The organism is Bradyrhizobium sp. UFLA05-109 (genome assembly GCF_054185165.1).
The window spans coordinates 54,261-74,293 of sequence record NZ_JBBIAR010000028.1; the positions used below are offsets into that span (position 1 = coordinate 54,261).

Here is a 20,033-nt window from a genome sequence, read left to right on the forward strand (position 1 = left end):
GCTAGCCTTTCTTTTCATCGTTGCGCCCATCCCACCCGTCAGAACGTGTACTTGCCGGCAAGAACGAAGGTTCGTCCCGGAAACGGATGGAACAGGAAGTACTGGTAGTTGAAGAGATTATCGATGCCGAAATCGAACGAGAAACTCTTCGTCGCATTGTAGTGGATTTTCATGTCGACGACGAAGTACGGATCGAACGCCTGGTACACGTGGGGAACGACGTCGGTATTGTCGAGGGTCGCATACTGCTTGCCGGTGTAGCGCGCGGCAACGGTGTAGACCCAGCTCTCGTTCTGACGATAGCTGACGCCGACTTTCGCGCGCCAGTCCGGAACATAGGGCACGCGTTTGCCGATGACAGTGGTCGCTCCTGCCCAGGTTGGATCCGAAATGATCCTGGAATCGACGTAAGTGACGCTGCCAAAGAGCTGCAGGCCGCTGATCAGGACGTTGTCCTTGTCGGCCGACAATTCGACGCCTCGCATGCGGATAGCGGCGACGTTGCTGACCGCCGTCTGAAACGACTGGTTTCCGGACACGTCAGTTACGGTGGTCGTCTGCGAGATCAGCGCGTTGTTCGTGCGTTCGCCGAAGACCGTGAACCTGATCCGGCCGTCCTGCCAACGTCGTTCGAGATTGAGTTCGCCGGTGAAATCCTGCTCGGGCGCGAGCAGCGGATTGGCAAGGTAAGTGATGTTGCTGACGGAAATGTTCTGATAAAGCTCCGTCACCGTCGGGTAGCGATACGCCTCGCCGAAATTCGCAGTGATGTTCCAATCCTTGTTGGGGTCATACGAGAGCGAGACCTTCGGCGAGAAGTTGGTCGACGATAGCGACGGCTGTTGCGTGGTCGTCACCGACGTGATGGCACCGGCGCCAGTCGCCGTCGTGTTGACGTTGAGGCCATCGAGGGCCTGCCAACTCTCCAATCGTCCGCCGAGAGTCAGCTTGACGTTCGGTGCGATCTTCCAGGCGTCATGAACCCAGAGCGCCTCGGTTCGCGTCTCGCCGACACCCGTTGAGTAGAGCAGCCCGTTCCCCGTCGAGGGAGCCGCATACCAAACCGTGGAGGCAAAGACAGGATTCTCGAGCCTGTAGCGGTCCCCGTGAACGCCGAAGCTCACCTCATGCGAACCGTCGATCCCGTCGGGACGCCAAATGCCCTTGGCATCGGCGTTCTGCCAGTTGGTGCCGTCCATGCGCGTTACCTTGCCGTTCAGCGAGTAGCCGAGCCCGGGCGACGCGACGACGGTGTACGGGTTGAGAAGAGTATCCTGAAGGTAATTGTAGCTCGATGCCGAAAGCTCAAAATCGAAGACGCCCTTGGTATCGCTCCGGAGCGAGATGGCGTTGCTCACATGAAGCTCGTCCCAGGTGTATTTGTTGGGAGCAAATCCCGAGAGGCCCGCAAATGTCGGCTGGCCCGTCACGGTCGATCGCAGATAGGCCTGCGGCTCCGAGGTCTGGTGATTGTTCCAGACCGCGAACGAATAGGTCGCCTGCACCAGCGGGGTCAGGTCGTAGGCGAGCCTGACATTCCCCGACGTCTGCTGCGAGTGCGCCACGGCGCCGGCGCCGACGACATCGGCCACACCGCCGGTCCGGCTCGGTGCGATGAAGGTGCCTGTCGTCCTGGCCGGGACCGAGCCATTCGTCACATAGCTCAGCGGCTGCTGATAGCTGTCACGATAGTTCGCGCTGATGAGCCATGAAAGCGCACCGTCGCGATTGCCTGCAGCCGCACTGGTCTGGCTGGTGAGGTAGGTGCTCATGGTACCGTACTGGCTCCAAGGCATCACCGAGACCGTTTCCTTGGCTGTCGCAAACGGCTTGTCCGGCATCTTCGACGTGATCAGCAGCACGCCGCCGATCGAGTTGCCGGGATAGGCCGCGGCGAACGGACCGTTGAGATAGTCGACCCGGCCGATCGCCTCCGGCACGATCAGATTCCACTTCGGCGAGGCGCCCGAGTTGTTGTTTCCGATCAGCGCCGAAATCAGGAGATCGTCGTAATAGATCAGCGTGCGCGCGCTGGAATTGAGCCCCCAGCTTCGCGTCGCCAGCACCGCCTGGTTGTCGCCGTCGTGCCGTTTCCGCACGAACAGGCTCGGCATGTATTTGACGGCATCCTCGGGGTCTTTGAGGTTGATCGTCTCATCGATCTCCTTGGCAGTGATGCTGAACGAGGTTTGCGGAAGCTGATAGCGCGCCACGGCCGGCGGGGTCTCCAGCGAGGCGCGAGCGGTGCCCTGCCCGCTGGTGGCGACGGCCGCAGGCGGCCCTTCCACAGGGCTTGCAGGATTCGCGCTCCGGTTTCGCGCTGCCGCGGATTGGACGGCCGGCTTGGGCGGCTTATGTGGTGCCGCAATTGGCGCATCGACCGTCACCGGCGGCAATGCGTTTTCGCTGCTCTGGGCAGCGGCTCCGCCTATCGACGTAAGCAGCGCGGCCTGGACGGCAACGACACTCACGCCACAGCGGGCATGGCGAAGTAACATGGAAATGTCCTGACGCCGGCTTTCTCTCCGGCCAATCGACAGCATCAGCCACCGGCGGACGCGCCGCGGCGATCACAGGAGTGTCGTCAGGAAAATCGAGGTGGTGCGCGCGCCTGCGCGTTGGAGCCGCCGCGAGGCACGGCGACACGATCTGCCCCGTCGTGCCACACCACACATTCGGCAGATCGTAAAGATGTCGCAAAGACGGTCTGCGGCGCATCGAGAGATGCGCTCGCCTGTGCCAGGCAGCAGAGCGAGCAAGCGCCTGAATGTGAGCCGAGTGCACCGGTCCGGTCGTCAATGCCTGCACCTGAACCGCCGTTGGCATGGCAGATCACGGCGCTCTGAAGCGGATCGGCGACCGCAACGCCGGCTGCCCAGCAGGCGGCAATCGGCGCCAGCACCTGCATCGCCAATGCGATCAGGACCAGGGGTAAATATTTGTGCAGCCGCGCCCGCATCCGCCGAACCATTCGTTCGCTTACTAACTAGACGCCATTCGCCATGGAGTCGAGATCGCTCTTTCACGCGATTGACGCAGAACAACCATTCAATTCACCAAGTGTATCGCGGGATGCATTGTGCCAAGCCTCCCGACAATGCCGAGAATGGCAAGGCCAAGAGCAAGCTCGACGATGCTGGTTCGTGTAAGCCAGCGCAACGCGCCGCGCCCGGCTGGAGCAAGCCGCGGAGTCAGCACCAGCCGGTTGACCAGGGCGAGCACCAGCATAAACGTGAACAGGACAAGCTTGAGCAGCAGCAGCCGTCCATACTCGGTGACGACCAGCGCGTGAACCGAGCCCACTAGGATGGCGGCGTTGATGAATCCCGTGAGCAGCAGCATTGCCACGCTGACCATGCCCATGATCGAGAAACGGCCCACGACGTCACGGGCGAGCGAAATCGCCTTCTTTCGGCAGGCCGCGACCAGGAACAGGATTAATGACGCCAAGCCACCGATCCAGGCCGCGCTGGCCGCCAGATGCAGCGTATCCGCGGCAAGATGCAGGTACCCTGCCTCGCCGGCGGTCGAGCCGGCATGGCCACACCAGGCAAGACTTGCGGCGAATGCGAGCGCGGCGGCAAATCCACCCCATCGCGCGATCGCCACGCGATCATAGACGAGGCAAGCCGCGAGACAGATCGCAAATCCTGCTCGAAGCATCGTCACCTGGCCGAACTGCGTTTCGTTGATCACCGTCGACAACACATCTGCGGACATTGCCTCATCGAGCGGCATCCCGCTCATCGAGGCGGCCTGAAGCACTAACCAGATCGCGCCGGAGATCACCGCGAAGGCAAGACCGAGCCACGAGACCCATGAGGTGGGAGCACCGAACGACCCAGCCGCAGTCCCCTCCGAGCGCACGACCGGCGCAACGATGACGGTCCGAAATATCACGTCTCCAACCGTGATCGCGGTTGCCGCGAAGTGCACGGCGCGCGTTGCGACCAACGGCGCTTCTGCTGCTGACCAGTCCATCGGCGGTCAGGCCTTCATGGACCGACCTGGAAGGTGAAGCTGCCGTCCGTCGTGTGGGTGTCCACGGACAGCACGCGCCAGTTCACGCGGTACGTGCCTGCCCCTCCCGACTTCAGCGGGACCGACATCTGGTTGCCACTGACGTGCGCCTTGCCGGCGTCGACGCGCTGGCCGGAGGGACCCGTGACGCTTATCGAGCTGAACGCGGCCTCCAGTTTCTGGGTAAACCAGAGCGTCACCTCGTGCGGGGGGCTTGCCACCTTGTTGCCGACACGCGGCTCGGCATGGTCGAGAAACGCGTGGGCGGTCGCTTCGCCGGTCGAGAACAGAACAAGCAGCGGGACGATTGAAACCAGAGATAAGTGCCGCATCGGTCAATTCCTCGGGAAGGGGCTGGCGGGTTGGACCGGGCCGCCGAAGAGCGGCTTGCCGATACCGCGCGGATCGATGTCGTCGAGATACATGTGCAGCTGAGCGATCACGCCCACATTGGTCCCGCTTTGCCGGTTGATGGGAATCAGCGCCTCCAAGCCGACCTGAAACTGATTGCCGACCCAGATAACCCCCGGATTGATGGTCCCTGTCGTCGTTGTCCCTGAGGTCAGCGTGTTCGCCACTGGGGTCTGCAAGGTTGCTTCCACCAAAGGGATCAGGTGATTTACGAAATCCGGCAGGCCGAGATCCATCACGGCAGATTTCAGATAGGGCATGCTGTATTGGATGGTTCCACCCCAGTTCAGCACGCGCGGATGGAATTCGGTATCGGCCGTCAGCTCGCCCGTATCCGGATCTATTCCGAACGTAGTTGTGAAATTCCGGGCCGGGATCGCGTAGCCGACCTGGCCCGTGATCGCCACCGGCCTCAGCCACGACAGTGTGTCCGGCAGATCGCCAAAGCCTTTGCCGAAATAGATGGTCGGCGTGTAGGTGTTGAAGGGATCGGCGCCGACATTCGCCGCACCGGTACCGCCCCATTCGACGCTGAGGCCGACCGACATCACGAACTCATGCACGGGGTCTTTGAAAACCCGATATTTGAAGGTGGTCTCCAGGTTCTGAAATTCGTTGGCTCCGGGTGCTGTTGGATCGATCGGGCCGAGAAATGTGTAGGTTGTCCCAAACGAGATCGCGAAATCCTCGGTGATCCGCTTGGAAAATTCGCCGGACACGTCCCGCTGCCGAACGGGCGGAATGTCGCCGGTTTTGAAGCTGTCGACCGTGGGAAGCGATAGTTCGTCGTTTACGCCGGGATCATCGATGCCCAGCGTTGCCGGAAAGAAGCGATTGCCAACGATCTCGTGGGCAACGCTTCCCGAATGAGGGACGAGCGCGAGGACGAGCCCCAGAAGGCTCGCACGTGTAAGACAGAAGGACATTTGAGAACCTCCGCGATGCTGACGTGCGAATTCGGCGACCGGTTGGCCGCCAGGCTCACGTCAATTGCGGAGGCGCTCGTGCGCGGGCGTTGGATCCGCCGTGCGATGTGGCCGCGGGGGCAGTCTGCTCATGCCACACCACAGGTTCAACGAGCCAGAACGGATTCGCGAAGGTAGCCTGCGGCGAATCAAGCGACGCATTGACCTGCGCCAGGCAGCAGATCGAACAACTGCCTGTCTGCGCACCGGCCTGACCGTCCGCGCCTGCACCTGATGCATCGGTGCTGTGGCAGATCACCGCATTCTGAAGCGGATCGGCGACCGCAAATCCCGCGGCCCAGCAGGCAGCAACCGGCGCCAGCACCTGCATCGCGAGAGCGAGCAGGACCAGGGGCAGGTATTTTTGCAGCCGCGCGCGCATTCGCCGAACCATTCGTTCGGCTAGCAACTAAACACCGCACTGAGTACGAGTCGAGGTCACTTCAGCCGTCTGCTTGCGCGATCACAAATATCTCGAAAACTGTGGTCAGCGCGCCAGGCCGAAGGCTGACGATCCGGCATTTGAGGCAGATGCGGGGCAACCGCATATCCACAGATTTCTCATATTTGTCATATGCTTAGGAAGAAAAAGCCCGATCATTTCGTTAACTGCTCGAATTTTGAACAATCGTTGCCGAAAATGATGACAAGTGAGAAAAGTTGATCTAGCATCTCTTTGCTCAGGCTGGCCGCGAGGTCGAAGTCTGGTGGTCCAAGTCTCGGGAGGAGCCCCTGGCGCGCAAAACGCAGCGTCGCCCCGTTCAATCAAGATCAAATCTCAGATATCGGGGATAATAGGGTCGACACAATTTTTGAGCGGGGCTAGGGCCCCGCTCTCTTTTTTTGTGTGGACACCCAACGCGGATGAACGCCCCAGCAACTTGATCGAGAGAAGCTTCGAGCTCGCAGGGCTGCGACGATCTGACACCAACCTATATCAGCGCCTGTTTGCCGAGTATCCCGGGACGCAGGCGATGTTTCGCAAAAACGGCGGGGCGGTGCGCGCGCTCACGATCGAGGCGATCCTCGATTTCGCTGGCGAGCGTCGCGGACATGTCCGCATGGTCCAGCGCGAGTTATCCTCGCATGACCGCCTACGGCACACCACGAGAGTTGTTCATCAAGTTCTTTCGCGTGATCCGTGATGTGCTGCGTGAGCTGCCGGGCGACGAACGGTCCCCTGATACGGATGAGGCCCGGAAGAAACCACTCTGTGCGGTCGCGGGCCTTGCCAGCATTCCTACCTAACTCTCTTTGCGTTGCACCAAGGCGCTGCGTCACTGTCGCGATTGCAGAACGGGTAGCGTGAACTCGTCGATTGTGAGACACTGCCTGTCTTGGTAGCGCAAACAATGACGCTGCCAACGATAAAATCATGGGAGCGAGCGATGTCCGAGACGAAAGATTTCTCGACAACCAGGCGCGATCTTCTTCAGGCGGCAACGACCGCCGGCGCCGCGGCGGCCATCCTCGGCGGCATGGGGATCAACCCTGCACTTGCAGCCGAGATGGGACGTTCGGAGAAGCCGTTGAAGGCGGCATTCTCCAATGCAGGCCTGCAGGCCACCTGGTGTGCGCAGGGCAAGCAGGCTGCGGAATTCTGGGGCAAGCTGTTCAATGTCGATGTGACCTGGTTCGATGGTCAGCTCGACGCGGTGAAGCAACGCGCGGCCATCGACAACATGGCCTCGCAGAAGTGGGACTTCGTGGCGATCCAGGCCTTCGGCATCGGCACCCTCACCCAGCCCGTGCAGAAGATGATCGATGCCGGCACGCCCGTCATCGACATGGACACGCTGATCGCGCCGCTGGATCAGATCAATGTGCATTCCTTCCTCGCCCCTGACAACGAATTCATGGGCGCCTCGGTGACCCAGGCGCTGTGCAACGCCATGGGCGGCAAGGGCAAGATCATCATGACGCAAGGAGCCCTCGGCCACACCGGCGCGCAAGGGCGTGCGAAGGGTTTCAACTCGGTCGTCAAGCAGTTTCCCAACATCGAGGTGCTCGACACCCAGCCGGCCGATTGGGACGTCTCCAAGACTGCGCGCCTATGGGAGACCTATCTGACGAAATACCCGCAGATCGATGCGGCCTTCTTCCACAATGACGACATGGCGCTCGCGGCCGCCAACATCATGAAGGCGCACAACCGTACCAACATCCTGATCGGTGGCGTCGACGCCATGCCACCCGCGATCCAGGCGGTGAGCGAAGGGCGCATGTACGCAACCGTTCGCAATCCCTCCTGCCGCATCCATGGCGGCGCCATCATCGCCGGGGTTGCCGCGGTCGTCGGCGGCGAGAAGAGCGGCCAGGGCATTCCGAAGAGCGTGGTGACGGATGGCCCGGTCGTGACCAAGGCGAACGCCGCCGGCATGCAGTGGATGGAGGATCACTTCCTGATCTGATTCCTCCATGCCTGAAGGCCGTTCGCCGATCCTGGAACTACAGGGCATCACGAAGAGCTTTGGCGGCGTCGAAGCACTTCGTGGTGTAGACTTCGCGCTGTACGCCGGCGAGATCCATGGTCTCGTCGGCGAGAACGGCGCCGGAAAAAGCACGCTGATGAAGATCATCGCCGGCGTGCACCCGGAATTCTCGGGCCGCTTCCTAGTCGACGGGAAAGAGACCCGGTTTCGCTCGGCCCGCGACGCGCACGCGACCGGCATCGCCATGGTGCATCAGGAACTCAGCGTCGCGCCCGACCTGACGGTCGCCGAGAACGTTTTCCTCGGCAACCAGCCGACCAACCGGCTTGGACTGGTGCAATGGCGGCGCATGGCGCGCGAGGCCGGCGAGCAGCTCGCCCGCTTCGGCATCGACGTCGATCCGATGACACGGCTCGGCGATCTTCCAATCGGCCTGCAGCAGCTCATCGAGATCGCCCGCGTGCTGTTCTCAGGCGCGCGCATCGTCATCCTGGACGAGCCGACCTCCGCCCTCTCCCCACCCGAGGTCGAGCGCCTGTTCGCGACGCTGCGCCGCCTGCGCGACGAGGGCACGGGCATCGTCTTCATCTCGCATTTCATCGAGGACATTTTGCGCGTCTCCGATACGGTGACCGTGTTCCGCAACGGACGAAAGGTCGCCGAGACAGCGGCTCACGCAACCACCAAGGGCGCCCTGATCGAGGCGATGATCGGCCGCGGCGGCGAAGCGCTCGAGCACAGCTACACCGACGACCTCATGCTGCCCGCCGCCAACGGTGGCTCGGTCGTCCTGAAGGTCGACCAGTTGTCGCTTGCACGCAGCCTCCAGGACATCTCGTTCGAGGCACGTTCCGGCGAGGTGCTGGGCATTTACGGCTTCATGGGCTGTGGACAGCAGGAGCTGTCGCGCATCCTGTTCGGCAAGCTCAAGCCTGACAGCGGCGCGCTCATCGTCGACGGCGCGCCAAAGTCCTTTGCCTCCACCGCGGCCGCGCGACGTGCGGGCGTGGCGCTCGTCCCGGAGAGCCGGCGCGCCATGCTGTTCCACCAGGAGCCGGTCTACAAGAACATCTCGATCAGCATTTTGGATCGCATTTCGGCCATGCTGCTCAAACCGGCGCAGGAGCGCGACATCGCTCAGCGCCAGGTCGAGCAGTTGCAGATCAGGCCGCCGGTGGTCGGCCTCGACCTCGGCATGCTCTCCGGCGGCAATCAGCAGAAGGTGGCGCTGGCGAAATGGCTGACCTATCCGCCTCGGCTGCTCGTGCTGTGCGAGCCGACCCGCGGCATGGATGTCGGCGCCAAGAATGACGTCATCAACATCGTGCGCGACCTCCGCGCCAAGGGCCTTGCGATCATCGTGCTGTCGACGGAGCCGGAGACGGTGCTGTCGCTGGCCGACCGCATTCTCGTGCTCAAGCGCGGCGCAGTGGTGCGCGAATTCAAGAACGAACCGGTCAGCAAAGACCGCCTTTTGGAGGCGGCGTGACGGAGAAGCCCAATGGCGAGCAGTGAAGCAGTTTCCGGAGCGGCCCGCCGGCCCCGTGGCCTCGGCTCCTTCCTGCGCTCGCAGATGCGCAACATCGCGCCGTTCCTGACGCTGATCTTCCTCAGCCTGTTTTTCGCCTTCGCGAGCCCCTCCTTCGCCACGCTGGACAATCTCGGCAACATCCTCACCCAGGTTTCGGTGACCGGCGTGATCGCCGTCGGCCTCACCTTCGTGATCCTCTGCGCCGAGATCGACCTCTCGATCGCCAGCATCGCCAACGTCACGGGCATTGCGGTCGCCTATTTCACTATGCAGGAATCCTACGTCAACATCGCCAACGTCCCCCTCCCCGGCGCCGCCGCAATCCTGCTCTCGCTGCTGCTCTGCGCGGCTCTCGGGTTCGTCAACGCGCTGGGGCTGACCGTGATCGGCATCCCCTCCTTCATCATGACGCTTGCGATGATGCAGATCGCAGCCGGCATCTCCGCTCTGCTGGTGCGCGGCCAGATCGCCTACAAGGTGCCTGATTTGATCGCCACCCTCGGTTCCGGCTCGATCGGCGGCATTCCCTGGATCGTGATCGTCGCCGCGGTGATGCTGCTCGCAGGCCATCTCGTGCTGACCTACACGCGCTTCGGGCGCTACGTCTACATGGTCGGCGGAAACCGCGAGGCGGCCGAATATTCCGGCCTCAACGTCAAGCTGATCCTCGGCGTCGTGATGGTCATCTCGGCGGTCTGCGCAGGGATCGGCGGCATGCTCGGCGTAGCCCATTTCGGCAGCGCGCAGCAGAACGAGTTCGACACCTATTTGCTCGACTCCATCGCTGCCGTCGTGGTCGGCGGCACCAGCCTGTTCGGCGGCCGCGGCGGCATCGGCAACACCATCGTCGGCCTGTTCGTGCTGGGCGTGCTCAACAACGGCCTCGACCACGTCAACATCGACAGCTTCCTGAAGATCCTGATCCGCGGCCTGATCCTGCTGGCGGCGCTGATCATCAACGTCTATGCACAGCGGTTGCGTGAGAAGGCGGCGGATTAGCCGGCGCGATAGCCCTCACTTCAAAATGTCGAAAACAACCCCATGCAAAGTAGCCGATGACTGCTGGGGTTGATTTCGTCTTTTACGAAATAATTTGACATGTCGGGCAAATCAGTGGCACGATGTCATCCTGGCGCAGCGTGCACGAGACCAAGGCAGGCAAAGGCGCGCATTTGGCGCGCCGTGCCCACCACTCCTGTTGCATTCGCGAAAAGCTGGTGGGCACGGCGCAAGGGCGCCTTTGCCCACCCTGCAGTTGATCCTGCTCGCGGCGCTGATCAACAACGTCTGCTCATCATCGTCCTGGCGCGAGCCGAAAGGAAGCGTCGAAATGCTGGTTAGACCAGCTCAGATGGAAGATGCCGACCAAGCAATCGACGTCGTGCGACGGTCGATACTGGAACTATGCGTCCTCGACCACCAGGGTGACCCAGCCACCCTGTCGATGTGGCTGAGCAACAAGACGGCGGACAACATGCGGCAGTGGATCGATGCTCGCGCAGTCCTTGTGGCGATTGAGAGCGAACGTATCGCTGGCGTTGCAGCCATCCGGGCCGATGGTTACGTTTTGCTGAACTACGTGGCACCCGAGAAGAGGTTCAAGGGGACGAGCAAGTCTTTGATCCATGAGATCGAGGTCTGGGCATCACATCGCGGCCTCAAGTGGCTTACTCTCGACAGCACGGTCACCGCACTTCGATTCTATCTATCGTGCGGCTGGACCATGACCGGACCGCCGCAGCCTGGATTCGGAGTGACGACGAGACATCCGATGGGCAAGGCCGTGACGTTCGCACCCTAGCTATCTCGCGAAATCGGGCTGCCAATCGCGCGCCTCGCGCGCTGCCTTGATCACTGCACCGATCGCCGTGAAAGACGGCGCCTCCACCATCATTCTGCGCGCCAGGCGGAGGCTGCGCGCCTCGCAAATTGCGCGCCGCTTTTCGTCGGCGATCGCTTCGAAATCGAGATTATGCGCTAGGCCGAGAATGCGCCGGATGGTCTTCGCCGCGGCGAAGCCGACGGTGTCCTGGAACAGCCGCGCCATATAGGCCCGCCGCTCCGTATCGAGCCGCGCTGCCCCCGCCTCACCTATGAACAACGATACGGGATAAGCATCCCCCTTGGCGTCGCTTCGCCAGAGCGCCTGGAATTTACGCGCGAACTCGTTCCAGACACCCTCGATCGTTTCCAGCACCCAGCCCTCGAACGCAGCCCGATCGCCCGGCGAGCGCCCGGATGAGGCCAGGTACGCCATCAGGAGGTTCGCGATCACGGCCCCGACGTCGAGTCCCATGGGGCCCCGCGGCAGCACCCAGGAAGCATCTGGTCGTGAAATAGGCATCAGACTGGACGTCGGCGGCGAGCGAGCCGATGTCTCAAATGGGTCGTCAGAAGCGAAGACCCCGACCTCCTCTACCCCGCGTCCGCTCTACCCTGTGAAAGCGGACGTTGAGATTGCCGCGTCGAGCGTCGGCTAAGGGACAAAGGGGACGTCACACGCTAGAAGACCATGCCGAGAAATCAAGGCGGCGCGGCGCCGGATACTGCGGGCGGCGGGCTCTTGATCTGGATCAAAGCTCCCGCTTGAATTTGCGCCGGACTACCATGATGGCTGTGCACACCACGAACGATAGCAATTTTGCCTCGTAAGCGATCGCATAGCATCGACTTTGCCGACAGCCCGCCGGTTTGTGGAGGGCGGGCACGCAACTATGGATCGACCGATGCGACTCTGGATGATTCCAATGACCTATGTTGCAGTAGCTTCAGTGTGCGGCATCGTATGGCCGCGGATATGGAGACATTTTCTGTCGTCTTTCGTTGTCGACGTGTCGGTTGCGTCGGCGCAGGCTGTTCTCTCGGCCGTCGCTTCGGGGATGATGGCGCTGACCGGATTGGTTTTCGCGCTTGCCTTCGTCATGGTTCAATTCAGCGCGATCGCATATTCGCCCCGTCTGGTGAACTGGTTGGCTCGTGATCCGCTGCTTTACCATGCAATGGGAGCCTTCAGCGCGACCTTTATTTACGCGCTCTTCACCCTCGCTACCGTCGATCGCGGCGATTCGGGCGCAGTGCCTATGTTTTCGATGGTGTTGGTCGGATCGATGATGTTGTTGAGTATGTTCTTTTTTGCACGGTTGGTGGATCGACTGACTGATTTGCAAATCACAAACGTACTTCGGTTCGTCGGCGACCGCGGACGCGAAGTTATCCGCGCGATGTTCAACGAAAGAGATTACGCGTCAGAGAGTGAGAGCAATGCAGCGCAATGGCATGCTGACGGCGTCCAGCATGGACTCACGATCCAAACGCTGAAATATTCCGGATCTCCACTAACGATGACAGAGCTGAATACCAAGTCGTTGATCGATTGGGCAGAACGAGGTGAGGCCGTCATCGAAATGGTCGCTGTCGTAGGTGACACGCTTGTCGATGGAAGCGTCGTATTGCGGATGCATGGAGGTAACGGCACGATCGTGATGGATGACTTGATGCAGGCCGTGCACCTTGGTAGTGAACGTACGTTCGCGCAGGATCCCAAGTATCCCATTCGTCTTCTGGTCGATATCGCTATCAAGGCACTCTCGCCAGCCATCAACGATCCGACGACGGCTGTGCAAGCGATCGACCAGATCGAGGATCTGCTGCGACGCATTAGTCGGTGTGATTTGCAGGCCAGACATTTGAGGGGCGCCGGGGGTGCGCTTCGCGTCATCGTACCAATGCCAACCTGGGACGATTATTTGGCGCTCGCGTTCGATGAAATCCGACAATTCGGTGCAAGTTCCGTTCAGGTTTTGCGCCGACTGAGAGCCGTATTTACCGGTTTGCAGGAGGCAACCGCCGGAAGCCGTGCCACCGCAGCGTATCAATATCTGCAGCATCTAGACTGGGCGATTGAACGCGCGCAACTGGATGCTCGGGACAAGCAGACCGCCTCCCAGGAAGATCAACAGGGGCTCGGCTTTTCCCGCAGTCGGCCGGGTACTTTCAGCGAAACAACGTCTCCCGCGATCCGGCCGGTTACTGATACTCACCCCTCTGTCGGATCCCGATAACCATGTCCGGAGACGCGACGTACGCCATATTGTCGCTCGCGCTCAAATTCCGTCGCGAAATCGGGCTGCCAATCGCGCGCCTCGCGCGCTGCCTTGATCACTGCACCGATCGCCGTGAAAGACGGCGCCTCCACCATCATTCTGCGCGCCAGGCGGAGGCTGCGCGCTTCGCAAATTGCGCGCCGCTTTTCGTCGGCGATCGCTTCGAAATCGAGATTATGCGCCAGGCCGAGAATGCGCCGGATGGTCTTCGCCGCGGCGAAGCCGACGGTGTCCTGGAACAGCCGCGCCATATAGGCCTGCCGTTCCGTATCGAGCCGCGCACCTCCGCCCTCGCCTGCGAACAGCGATACGGGATAGCCATCCCCGGTGGCGTCGCTTCGCCAGAGCGCCTGGAATTTACGCGCGAACTCGTTCCAGACGCCCTCGATCGTTTCCAGCACCCAGGCCTCGAACGCAGCCCGGTCGCCCGGCGAGCGCTCGTGTCCGGATGAGGCCAGATAGGCCATCAGGAGGTTCGCGATCACGGCCCCGATGTCGAATCCCATGGGGCCATAAAATGCGAATTCCGGATCGATCACCTTGGTCTCACGCTCCGTGACCATGACCGAGCCGGTGTGGAGGTCGCCGTGGATCAGCGCCTCCGGGCTCGCCATGAATTTCAGCTTCAGTCGAGAGATCGCGACATGCAGGTCAAAATCCTCGCGGAAGCTTGCAGCCGTGGCATCTAGCCAAGGCGCGGTCCAGCGGTTCTGCTCCGCGATCCGATAGGGATCGGTGAAGATGAGATCCTCGGTGATCTTGCAGAGTGCGTGATTGCCGGCAAAGGCCGCGATACCCTCCTTCTTCGCTGCGGCGGTGAGCGCGAGATCGGAGGTGAAGAACAGCGTCCGCGCCATGAAGGTCGTGATGTCGTCCACGAAGCGTGGATACCGCGCGCCTGCGATCAGCCCCTTGCGCATGATGATGTGCGGCTCGAGCAGCTCCATCACCGTGAGCGCCAGCGCTTCGTTGTGATACAGCACCGACGGCACGAGCCCAGGCGCGAGCTGCGCCTGCCGGGTCAGAGCCAGATATTCGTAGTGCGCGCGGGACAGTGGCAGCGGCCAACTTTCCCCGACCAGGCGGACGTAGGGCAGCGCCTGCTTCACGGCGACGCCGCCGAGCGCTCCCTTCACGATGAAGACGAGATTGAGATTGCCGTCGCCGACTTCCGTGATCGACCAGTCGCCCGGCGCACCGCCAAGGACGGCCACCAGCTTAGGACGGCCCGCGAGATAATCCCGCAGGTCCGCCTCATGCAAAACTCGATAGTTCTCCGCCTGCGCTAGCGTCATGACGATCCCTGCCCCATGGTTATGGCCGGATCGTCAGCCGCGCTCCAGGAAGCTCGAACCGATGTCGGCCCTTCTTTTGATCGGATCGTAATCGCAATAGACGCCGTCCGCCACCAGCGCGTAGCTCGCAATCACCGTATATTTGTCGAGCTTGACGGAGTGCAGGCCAGCTATTGCGGTGCTTTTGCCGTCGCAGGAGTATGAGATGGGCTATGACGCCAACGTGTCGACCATGACTTTGGCCTTCTTCAGATCGTCGGTGTCGAAGCCTTCGATGAACCAGTTATAGACCGGAGTGAGCAGGTCGCGAGCCACGTCGCGTTTGCCCTGGTCGCGCCAAAGCCGCGCCATGCTCGTCGCGGCGCGCAGCTCCCAGGACCTCGCCTGCTGTCGACGTGCAATCTCGAGCGCGTGCTCGAAGTCGGCCTCGGCCGCAGCCATGTTCCCACTTCGCAGAACCAGTTTGCCCTGAATCCGATAGAGCTCGGCCTCGCACCATTGTTCTTTGGTGCTCCGGGCCATGGCGATCGCGCGGTCGATCACGTCGAGCGCCTCGTCGTGCCGCTCAAGCTGGGAATGTGCCATGGCGAGATATGACATCACGAATGGAATATAGATCGTGGCGCCCGTCGCGTGATATGTCTCGATCGACGAGGCCAGGATGTGAGCGGCTTCGGACGCACGCTCGGTCTGCGCCATCAGGCAGCCTTGCCACATCAGCCCGTTCGCGCTCCAATACGACGATCCCTTGTCTTCGGCGAGCGCGACGAGCTCCCTCGCACGAGCACCCGCTTCGGCAACGTCGCCCAAGAGGATCAGTGTGGCGGTCGAATGCGCCAGGGCATGCATCAATGTCGCGGCTTGATCAATTTCCCGGGCGCAGATGAACGACCCGTTGGCATCCCTGCGCGCTGCCAGGGGAAAGCCAAGAAGCCAGTTGGTCCGCGACCGCCACTCCAGGATTGCGACCTGGGCATCCGTGCCAAAACGCGTTGCCAAGGCGCGGTGCTCCCGAGCATCATATAGCGCGATCGCCTGATCGAGATGCTCCCTCCCCGTTACGGGGACGCCGACCGACATCAATGTCACTCCCATCATGCGATGGGCGAGCAGGAGCGGGCCAGAGTTGGGTTGCTTTGTCGCAAGCTGCATGAATTGGTCGGCGAGTTCGCGGGCGGCGTCACCGTTGAACCCGGCGATGTTGACCACCCAAAAACCATAGATCACCGAGAACAGCAGCAAGGAGTCTTCGGGCGGCTCCCCGATCGCCTCCGCCTGCTCGATGAGGATGCGGGCACGCTCGGCGGCGGCTTTGGTTTGTTCGGCACCGTAGCCCTTGGTGTGCATGAGAACGGTCAACAGTTCGACCTGGAGCGCAATCTGCTCGCGGCGCAGCGACGGCGTCGACGGCAAGGTCCCGATCAGGCCAAGCGCCCGGCTCAAATGAGCCTCAGCCTCCGCCAGCGCCGAATGCGCGTGCGAGCGTCGTCCAGCCGCGCCCCACAGCGCCGCCGCGCGCTCGAGGGCGCCGGCCTCCGTATAGTGATGCGCGAGACTTTCGGGAGATCCCTGGACGACATCCGGCCTCTGCTGTTCGAGGGCACGGGCGATGCGAAGGTGAAGCTCCCTGCGGGCTGGGCGCAGCAACGTGCCGTAGGCTGCGTCGCGCACGAGCGCATGCTTGAAGACATAATTTTCTCGTGACGGACTTCCCTGTCGGAAGACCAGTCCGGCTTCCACCAGTTTTTCCAAAGGCTGCTTCAGCTCCTCGTCGCTGAGTGACGCCACTGCAGCCAACAATAAGTGCGAAAATTCTCGTCCGATCGCCGCGCCGATCTGCGCGATCGCCTTGACCTCCGTACCCAGCCGATCGAGCCGGGCCATCAAGGAAGCATGTAAACTGGCGGGCACCGCCAGCGCTGGAGCGGAAACCGCTGCTGCAGTCTTCGCCGCTCCCCACTCTCCCCCGGCCTCCAGCATTGCTTTCGTCATCTCCTCGACGAACAGTGGGATGCCGTCGGTGCGCTCGATAATCTCCGTTCTGAAGTCCGCCGACAGCGATTTGTCGCCGACGACGCAATCGATCATGCTGCCGACCTCGCGGTATCCGAGCCGATTGAGCGCAAGAGCGGTCACATGCGGTTGTCCAGTCCAGGGGGGATCGAACTCAGGTCGGAAGGTCACGATCATGAGTACGGGAAACGTTGCGATCAGATCTACCATGCGACCGAACGCTTCCAGGCTCGTGGGGTCGCCCCAATGCACATCCTCCACGATCATCAGCACGGGGCTGGAGCTCGCAAGGCTCCTTAATTGGAAGCCGAGCGCTTCCAGCATTTTCTGACGCTGTTGTTCGGAAGCAAGCTCCAGAGCGGGGAAGCGGCCGTCATTGGGAAGTGACAGCATCTCGGCCAACAGCGCAGCGTCCTGCCGGGACGTCCGGCTCTGTGCCAGCAGGAGATCGAGCTTTTCGAGCTTTGTTTGCGGAGTATCGCCGACCGCATATCCGGCGGCATGCTGAATCTGTCCGATGATCGGGAAAAAGGCGCTGTCCGTGTGTTGAGGCGAGCAGAAATAACGTAACCGCGCGTGCGGTTCGGTTGCGATCCCCTCCACTAAAGCCGTCGAGAGCCTTGATTTGCCTATCCCGGCCTCGCCCGATAACAACACCACGTGGCCTTCGCCTCTCTTTGCTCTCGCCCAGCGTTGCAAAAGCAGCCCAAGCTCTTCTTTGCGTCCGATCAGTTCAGTCAGCCCGCCGGGGTGCATGGCCTCAAAGCGGCTCTCGATAGAACTTGCCTGGAGGACGGCGAAAGCTCTCACCGGTGCGGCGATTCCCTTGAGCTCCTGCGGTCCGAGGTCCCGCAGGTCGAAGAGGTTGCCGAGGAGCCGACGCGTGTCCTCGGCAACGACTATCGTGTTCGGCTCGGCAACGCCTTGCAGGCGAGCCGCAAGATTCGGCGTCTCGCCGACGATGCTGCGCTCCTGCGCTTCCCCAGAGCCGACGAGATCGCCAACAACCACCAGCCCAGTCGCGATACCGATGCGGGTCCGTAGCGGAACGGACAATTCGAGCGCGCCCACTGCAGCAATCATTTTCAGAGCGGCGCGCACGGCCCGCTCGGCGTCGTCCTCGTGCGCATGCGGATAGCCGAAATAAATGAGAGCGCCGTCGCCCATGTATTTGGCGACGAACCCTCCGTAGTGGCGTACGGTGTCGGCGACGCACGTCTGATAGGCCGAAATGACCTCGCGCAGATCCTCTGGGTCCATGCGCGTGGATAGGGCAGTCGAACCGACAAGGTCCGAAAACATCACTGTGACCTGGCGGCGCTCAGGATTGTCCTTGAATGGCTTGCAGGTTGTCTCAGGAGACTCGGAAAGGCGTTCCAATTTGCCGGCTTCAGCCCGCAAGGCCGCAATGGCATCGAGCAGCTTACGGCGATGCCCGACAAGTCCGACACCAAGATCCTTCAAGTCCTCCGCCGTCAAGCTTGGCAGGACTGTGTCGTCGATCGCGTTCTCGCGGAACGCCGCCTCATATCGTTCGAGACCGAGCCTCCGCAGCCAACCCCCGAGGTCCATGGCGGCGCCCCAGTTTGCCTAGCCCGCAATGATCCTCCAGGCACGACAGGCTGTCTAGAGTATCGTTTTTCGAACGGCCGGTTTGGCTCATTTTCGACCGAGGCTGCTGATGTCGTCTCGCATTTGACGTCCGCTTTACCCCAAAACAGCGTCGATCAGTCTGTCGCTTCGCTCGCATCCTTCCGTGTTAAAACAAGCCAACGCTCACCATGATGTCACCGATGTGAGTAATCGTAAATTAGGCTGACTAATCCAGCGCCGCCGCGCGGCGCTTCCAAGGGCCAATAAACGACATCGGTCACTTGCCTCTTCTCCAGTGACGTGGCACCGGTCAAAATTGAAACGGACTGACCGAAATGGAAATCTTGCCGTCCGCAGCTCGTTCTACCTTAAAGTCTACCTCCTTTTGCGCTGTCACATCCTCAACGGTCACATACAACAATCCAGTACAACTAACTGCTCGCTTGGCTTTGCCTCTCGAATTTGTGCGTATCGTATCATCCAGCCTATATGCGGCACCTTGTCTCACCTTTTCCAGAATGGCTAATTTTTCTGCCTCCGTGTTCGTATTACTTATCATCGCCGCAACAGCTGTCGAATTCTTGACAGCGTAGCTGACAAGCGCGTTGTTGCTGTCGTCCGAAACGATCTTAACCACTGCAGTGCGCGTGTCCAAAGACTCACACTCGAGCGTCGCCCCGCCACAACTGCTCAGCAAGAGTAAAACAGGGAGACACCCTAAAACCGGCTGTGCTTCCCGAAAATGCTTCATCGGAGACGTCACGAGGATCTTTCCTATTCCGACAAGAAAGAATTCGTCCGTTACCTGCCGCGTTGCTGCTGGGAATCCGCCCTTAGGTTATTTGCGACCGAGGCTCTGACATTACCTGCCATTTGACGTGCGCTCCTATCTCAAAGCAGCGTCGATCAGTCTGGCGCTTGCGTTGATGAGTCCACGTCCTAGAACGGCATTCCCATCAATTTCGACAAGCGTTCGATCGAGAGATAGCCGGCATGATAGGCCGCCATGCCGATCGCAAAAACGACAGCCGAGAGAAGCGTGGTCCAGATCAGCTTGCTGCGCATCCCGGTCAGGATCGGCGCGCCGGGATCGGTGCCGGGCGCTCCGACGCCGTCCTCGTGCTGGCTGCGCACGCCGAAAGGCAGGGTCACGAACAGCGTGACCCACCAGAGCACGAAGTAGATCGCGAGTGCGGTGGAGATCTGGTAGGCCATGGCCCGGCCTTACGCCTGCTCGATCTCGACCAAGGCGCCGGAAAAGTCCTTCGGGTGCAGGAACAGCACCGGCTTTCCATGCGCGCCGATCTTCGGCACGCCATCGCCGAGCACCCGCGCCCCCTCCTTCACCAGCACGTCGCGCGAGGTGATGATGTCGACGACTTCGTAGCAGACGTGATGGATGCCGCCGTCGGCATTGCGCTCGAGGAACTTTGCGATCGGCGAGGTCTCGCCATAGGGCTCGATGAACTCGATCTTGGTGTTGGGGAGCGTCACGAACACGGTGGTCACGCCGTGCTCGGGCAATGCGATTGCCTCCGATATCTGTGCCCCGAACGCTGCGCCGTAGATCTTGGCGGCCTTCACGGCATCCTTGGTCGCGATCGCGACGTGGTTGAGCCGGCCCAGCATGGTTCTCTCCCTTGGAGCATGATCCGGACCCGAAGGGCCGC

Annotated in this window: 18 protein-coding genes and 1 pseudogene; 6 read left to right on the plus strand and 13 right to left on the minus strand. The window is 61.4% G+C overall.

Translation table 11 applies throughout. The features are described from left to right. Window positions 1–38 precede the first annotated feature (38 nt). The 7 genes from Q3C01_RS21345 to Q3C01_RS21375 form a co-directional block, all read right to left on the minus strand. The gene (locus Q3C01_RS21345; RefSeq protein ID WP_458147276.1) at window positions 39–2,498 is read right to left on the minus strand and encodes a TonB-dependent receptor; all 2,460 of its coding nucleotides are present in this window, start codon (window positions 2,496–2,498) and stop codon (window positions 39–41) included. An 86-nt stretch (window positions 2,499–2,584) separates the two neighbouring features. Beyond that, complete coding sequence (locus Q3C01_RS21350) at window positions 2,585–2,971, minus strand: DUF2946 family protein (protein WP_458147277.1); 387 nt, start codon at window positions 2,969–2,971, stop codon at window positions 2,585–2,587. Between the two features lie 77 nt (window positions 2,972–3,048). Further along, complete coding sequence (copD, locus tag Q3C01_RS21355; protein WP_458147278.1) at window positions 3,049–3,954, minus strand: copper homeostasis membrane protein CopD; 906 nt, start codon at window positions 3,952–3,954, stop codon at window positions 3,049–3,051. A 41-nt stretch (window positions 3,955–3,995) separates the two neighbouring features. Beyond that, complete coding sequence (locus Q3C01_RS21360; protein ID WP_458147279.1) at window positions 3,996–4,352, minus strand: copper resistance CopC family protein; 357 nt, start codon at window positions 4,350–4,352, stop codon at window positions 3,996–3,998. Between the two features lie 3 nt (window positions 4,353–4,355). Continuing rightward, the gene (locus Q3C01_RS21365) at window positions 4,356–5,357 is read right to left on the minus strand and encodes a hypothetical protein (protein ID WP_458147280.1); all 1,002 of its coding nucleotides are present in this window, start codon (window positions 5,355–5,357) and stop codon (window positions 4,356–4,358) included. A gap of 55 nt (window positions 5,358–5,412) precedes the next feature. Continuing rightward, a complete protein-coding gene (locus tag Q3C01_RS21370; RefSeq protein ID WP_458147281.1) occupies window positions 5,413–5,778 on the minus strand; it encodes a DUF2946 family protein in 366 nt (121 codons plus the stop codon). Window positions 5,779–6,328: 550 nt separating this feature from the next. Then, entirely contained in the window at window positions 6,329–6,451 is a 123-nt protein-coding gene (locus Q3C01_RS21375) for a hypothetical protein (protein WP_458147282.1), read from the minus strand. 31 nt (window positions 6,452–6,482) lie between these two features. Here Q3C01_RS21375 and Q3C01_RS21380 point away from each other — a divergent pair, with 31 nt between their 5' ends. The 5 genes from Q3C01_RS21380 (at window position 6,483) to Q3C01_RS21400 (ending at window position 11,160) form a co-directional block, all read left to right on the plus strand. After that, on the plus strand, window positions 6,483–6,644 hold the full coding sequence (locus Q3C01_RS21380) for a hypothetical protein (protein WP_458147283.1): 162 nt from the start codon (window positions 6,483–6,485) through the stop codon (window positions 6,642–6,644). A 140-nt stretch (window positions 6,645–6,784) separates the two neighbouring features. Next, entirely contained in the window at window positions 6,785–7,807 is a 1,023-nt protein-coding gene (locus Q3C01_RS21385) for a sugar ABC transporter substrate-binding protein (protein WP_458147284.1), read from the plus strand. A 7-nt stretch (window positions 7,808–7,814) separates the two neighbouring features. Next, a complete protein-coding gene (locus Q3C01_RS21390; RefSeq protein WP_458147285.1) occupies window positions 7,815–9,317 on the plus strand; it encodes a sugar ABC transporter ATP-binding protein in 1,503 nt (500 codons plus the stop codon). A 12-nt stretch (window positions 9,318–9,329) separates the two neighbouring features. Then, on the plus strand, window positions 9,330–10,358 hold the full coding sequence (locus tag Q3C01_RS21395; protein ID WP_458147286.1) for an ABC transporter permease: 1,029 nt from the start codon (window positions 9,330–9,332) through the stop codon (window positions 10,356–10,358). Between the two features lie 241 nt (window positions 10,359–10,599). After that, complete coding sequence (locus tag Q3C01_RS21400; RefSeq protein ID WP_458147287.1) at window positions 10,600–11,160, plus strand: GNAT family N-acetyltransferase; 561 nt, start codon at window positions 10,600–10,602, stop codon at window positions 11,158–11,160. Here the strand turns inward: Q3C01_RS21400 and Q3C01_RS21405 are convergent. Then, window positions 11,161–11,661 (minus strand): annotated as a pseudogene (locus Q3C01_RS21405) (S-methyl-5-thioribose kinase); the annotation flags it as partial. A gap of 436 nt (window positions 11,662–12,097) precedes the next feature. Here Q3C01_RS21405 and Q3C01_RS21410 point away from each other — a divergent pair. Continuing rightward, window positions 12,098–13,420, plus strand: coding sequence for a DUF2254 domain-containing protein (locus Q3C01_RS21410; RefSeq protein ID WP_458147326.1), 1,323 nt, complete (start codon window positions 12,098–12,100; stop codon window positions 13,418–13,420). Here the strand turns inward: Q3C01_RS21410 and mtnK are convergent. The 5 genes from mtnK to mce form a co-directional block, all read right to left on the minus strand. Further along, window positions 13,396–14,757: an S-methyl-5-thioribose kinase gene (mtnK, locus tag Q3C01_RS21415; protein ID WP_458147288.1), complete on the minus strand. Its 1,362-nt coding sequence runs from the start codon at window positions 14,755–14,757 to the stop codon at window positions 13,396–13,398. The genes Q3C01_RS21410 and mtnK overlap by 25 nt on opposite strands. Window positions 14,758–14,967: 210 nt before the next feature. Beyond that, on the minus strand, window positions 14,968–18,342 hold the full coding sequence (locus Q3C01_RS21420; RefSeq protein WP_458147289.1) for an adenylate/guanylate cyclase domain-containing protein: 3,375 nt from the start codon (window positions 18,340–18,342) through the stop codon (window positions 14,968–14,970). 331 nt (window positions 18,343–18,673) lie between these two features. Further along, window positions 18,674–19,114, minus strand: coding sequence for a hypothetical protein (locus Q3C01_RS21425; protein WP_458147290.1), 441 nt, complete (start codon window positions 19,112–19,114; stop codon window positions 18,674–18,676). Window positions 19,115–19,302: 188 nt separating this feature from the next. Next, window positions 19,303–19,578, minus strand: coding sequence for a DUF1467 family protein (locus Q3C01_RS21430; protein WP_458147291.1), 276 nt, complete (start codon window positions 19,576–19,578; stop codon window positions 19,303–19,305). Between the two features lie 9 nt (window positions 19,579–19,587). Next, on the minus strand, window positions 19,588–19,992 hold the full coding sequence (gene mce / locus Q3C01_RS21435; protein ID WP_458147292.1) for a methylmalonyl-CoA epimerase: 405 nt from the start codon (window positions 19,990–19,992) through the stop codon (window positions 19,588–19,590). Window positions 19,993–20,033: the final 41 nt, after the last annotated feature.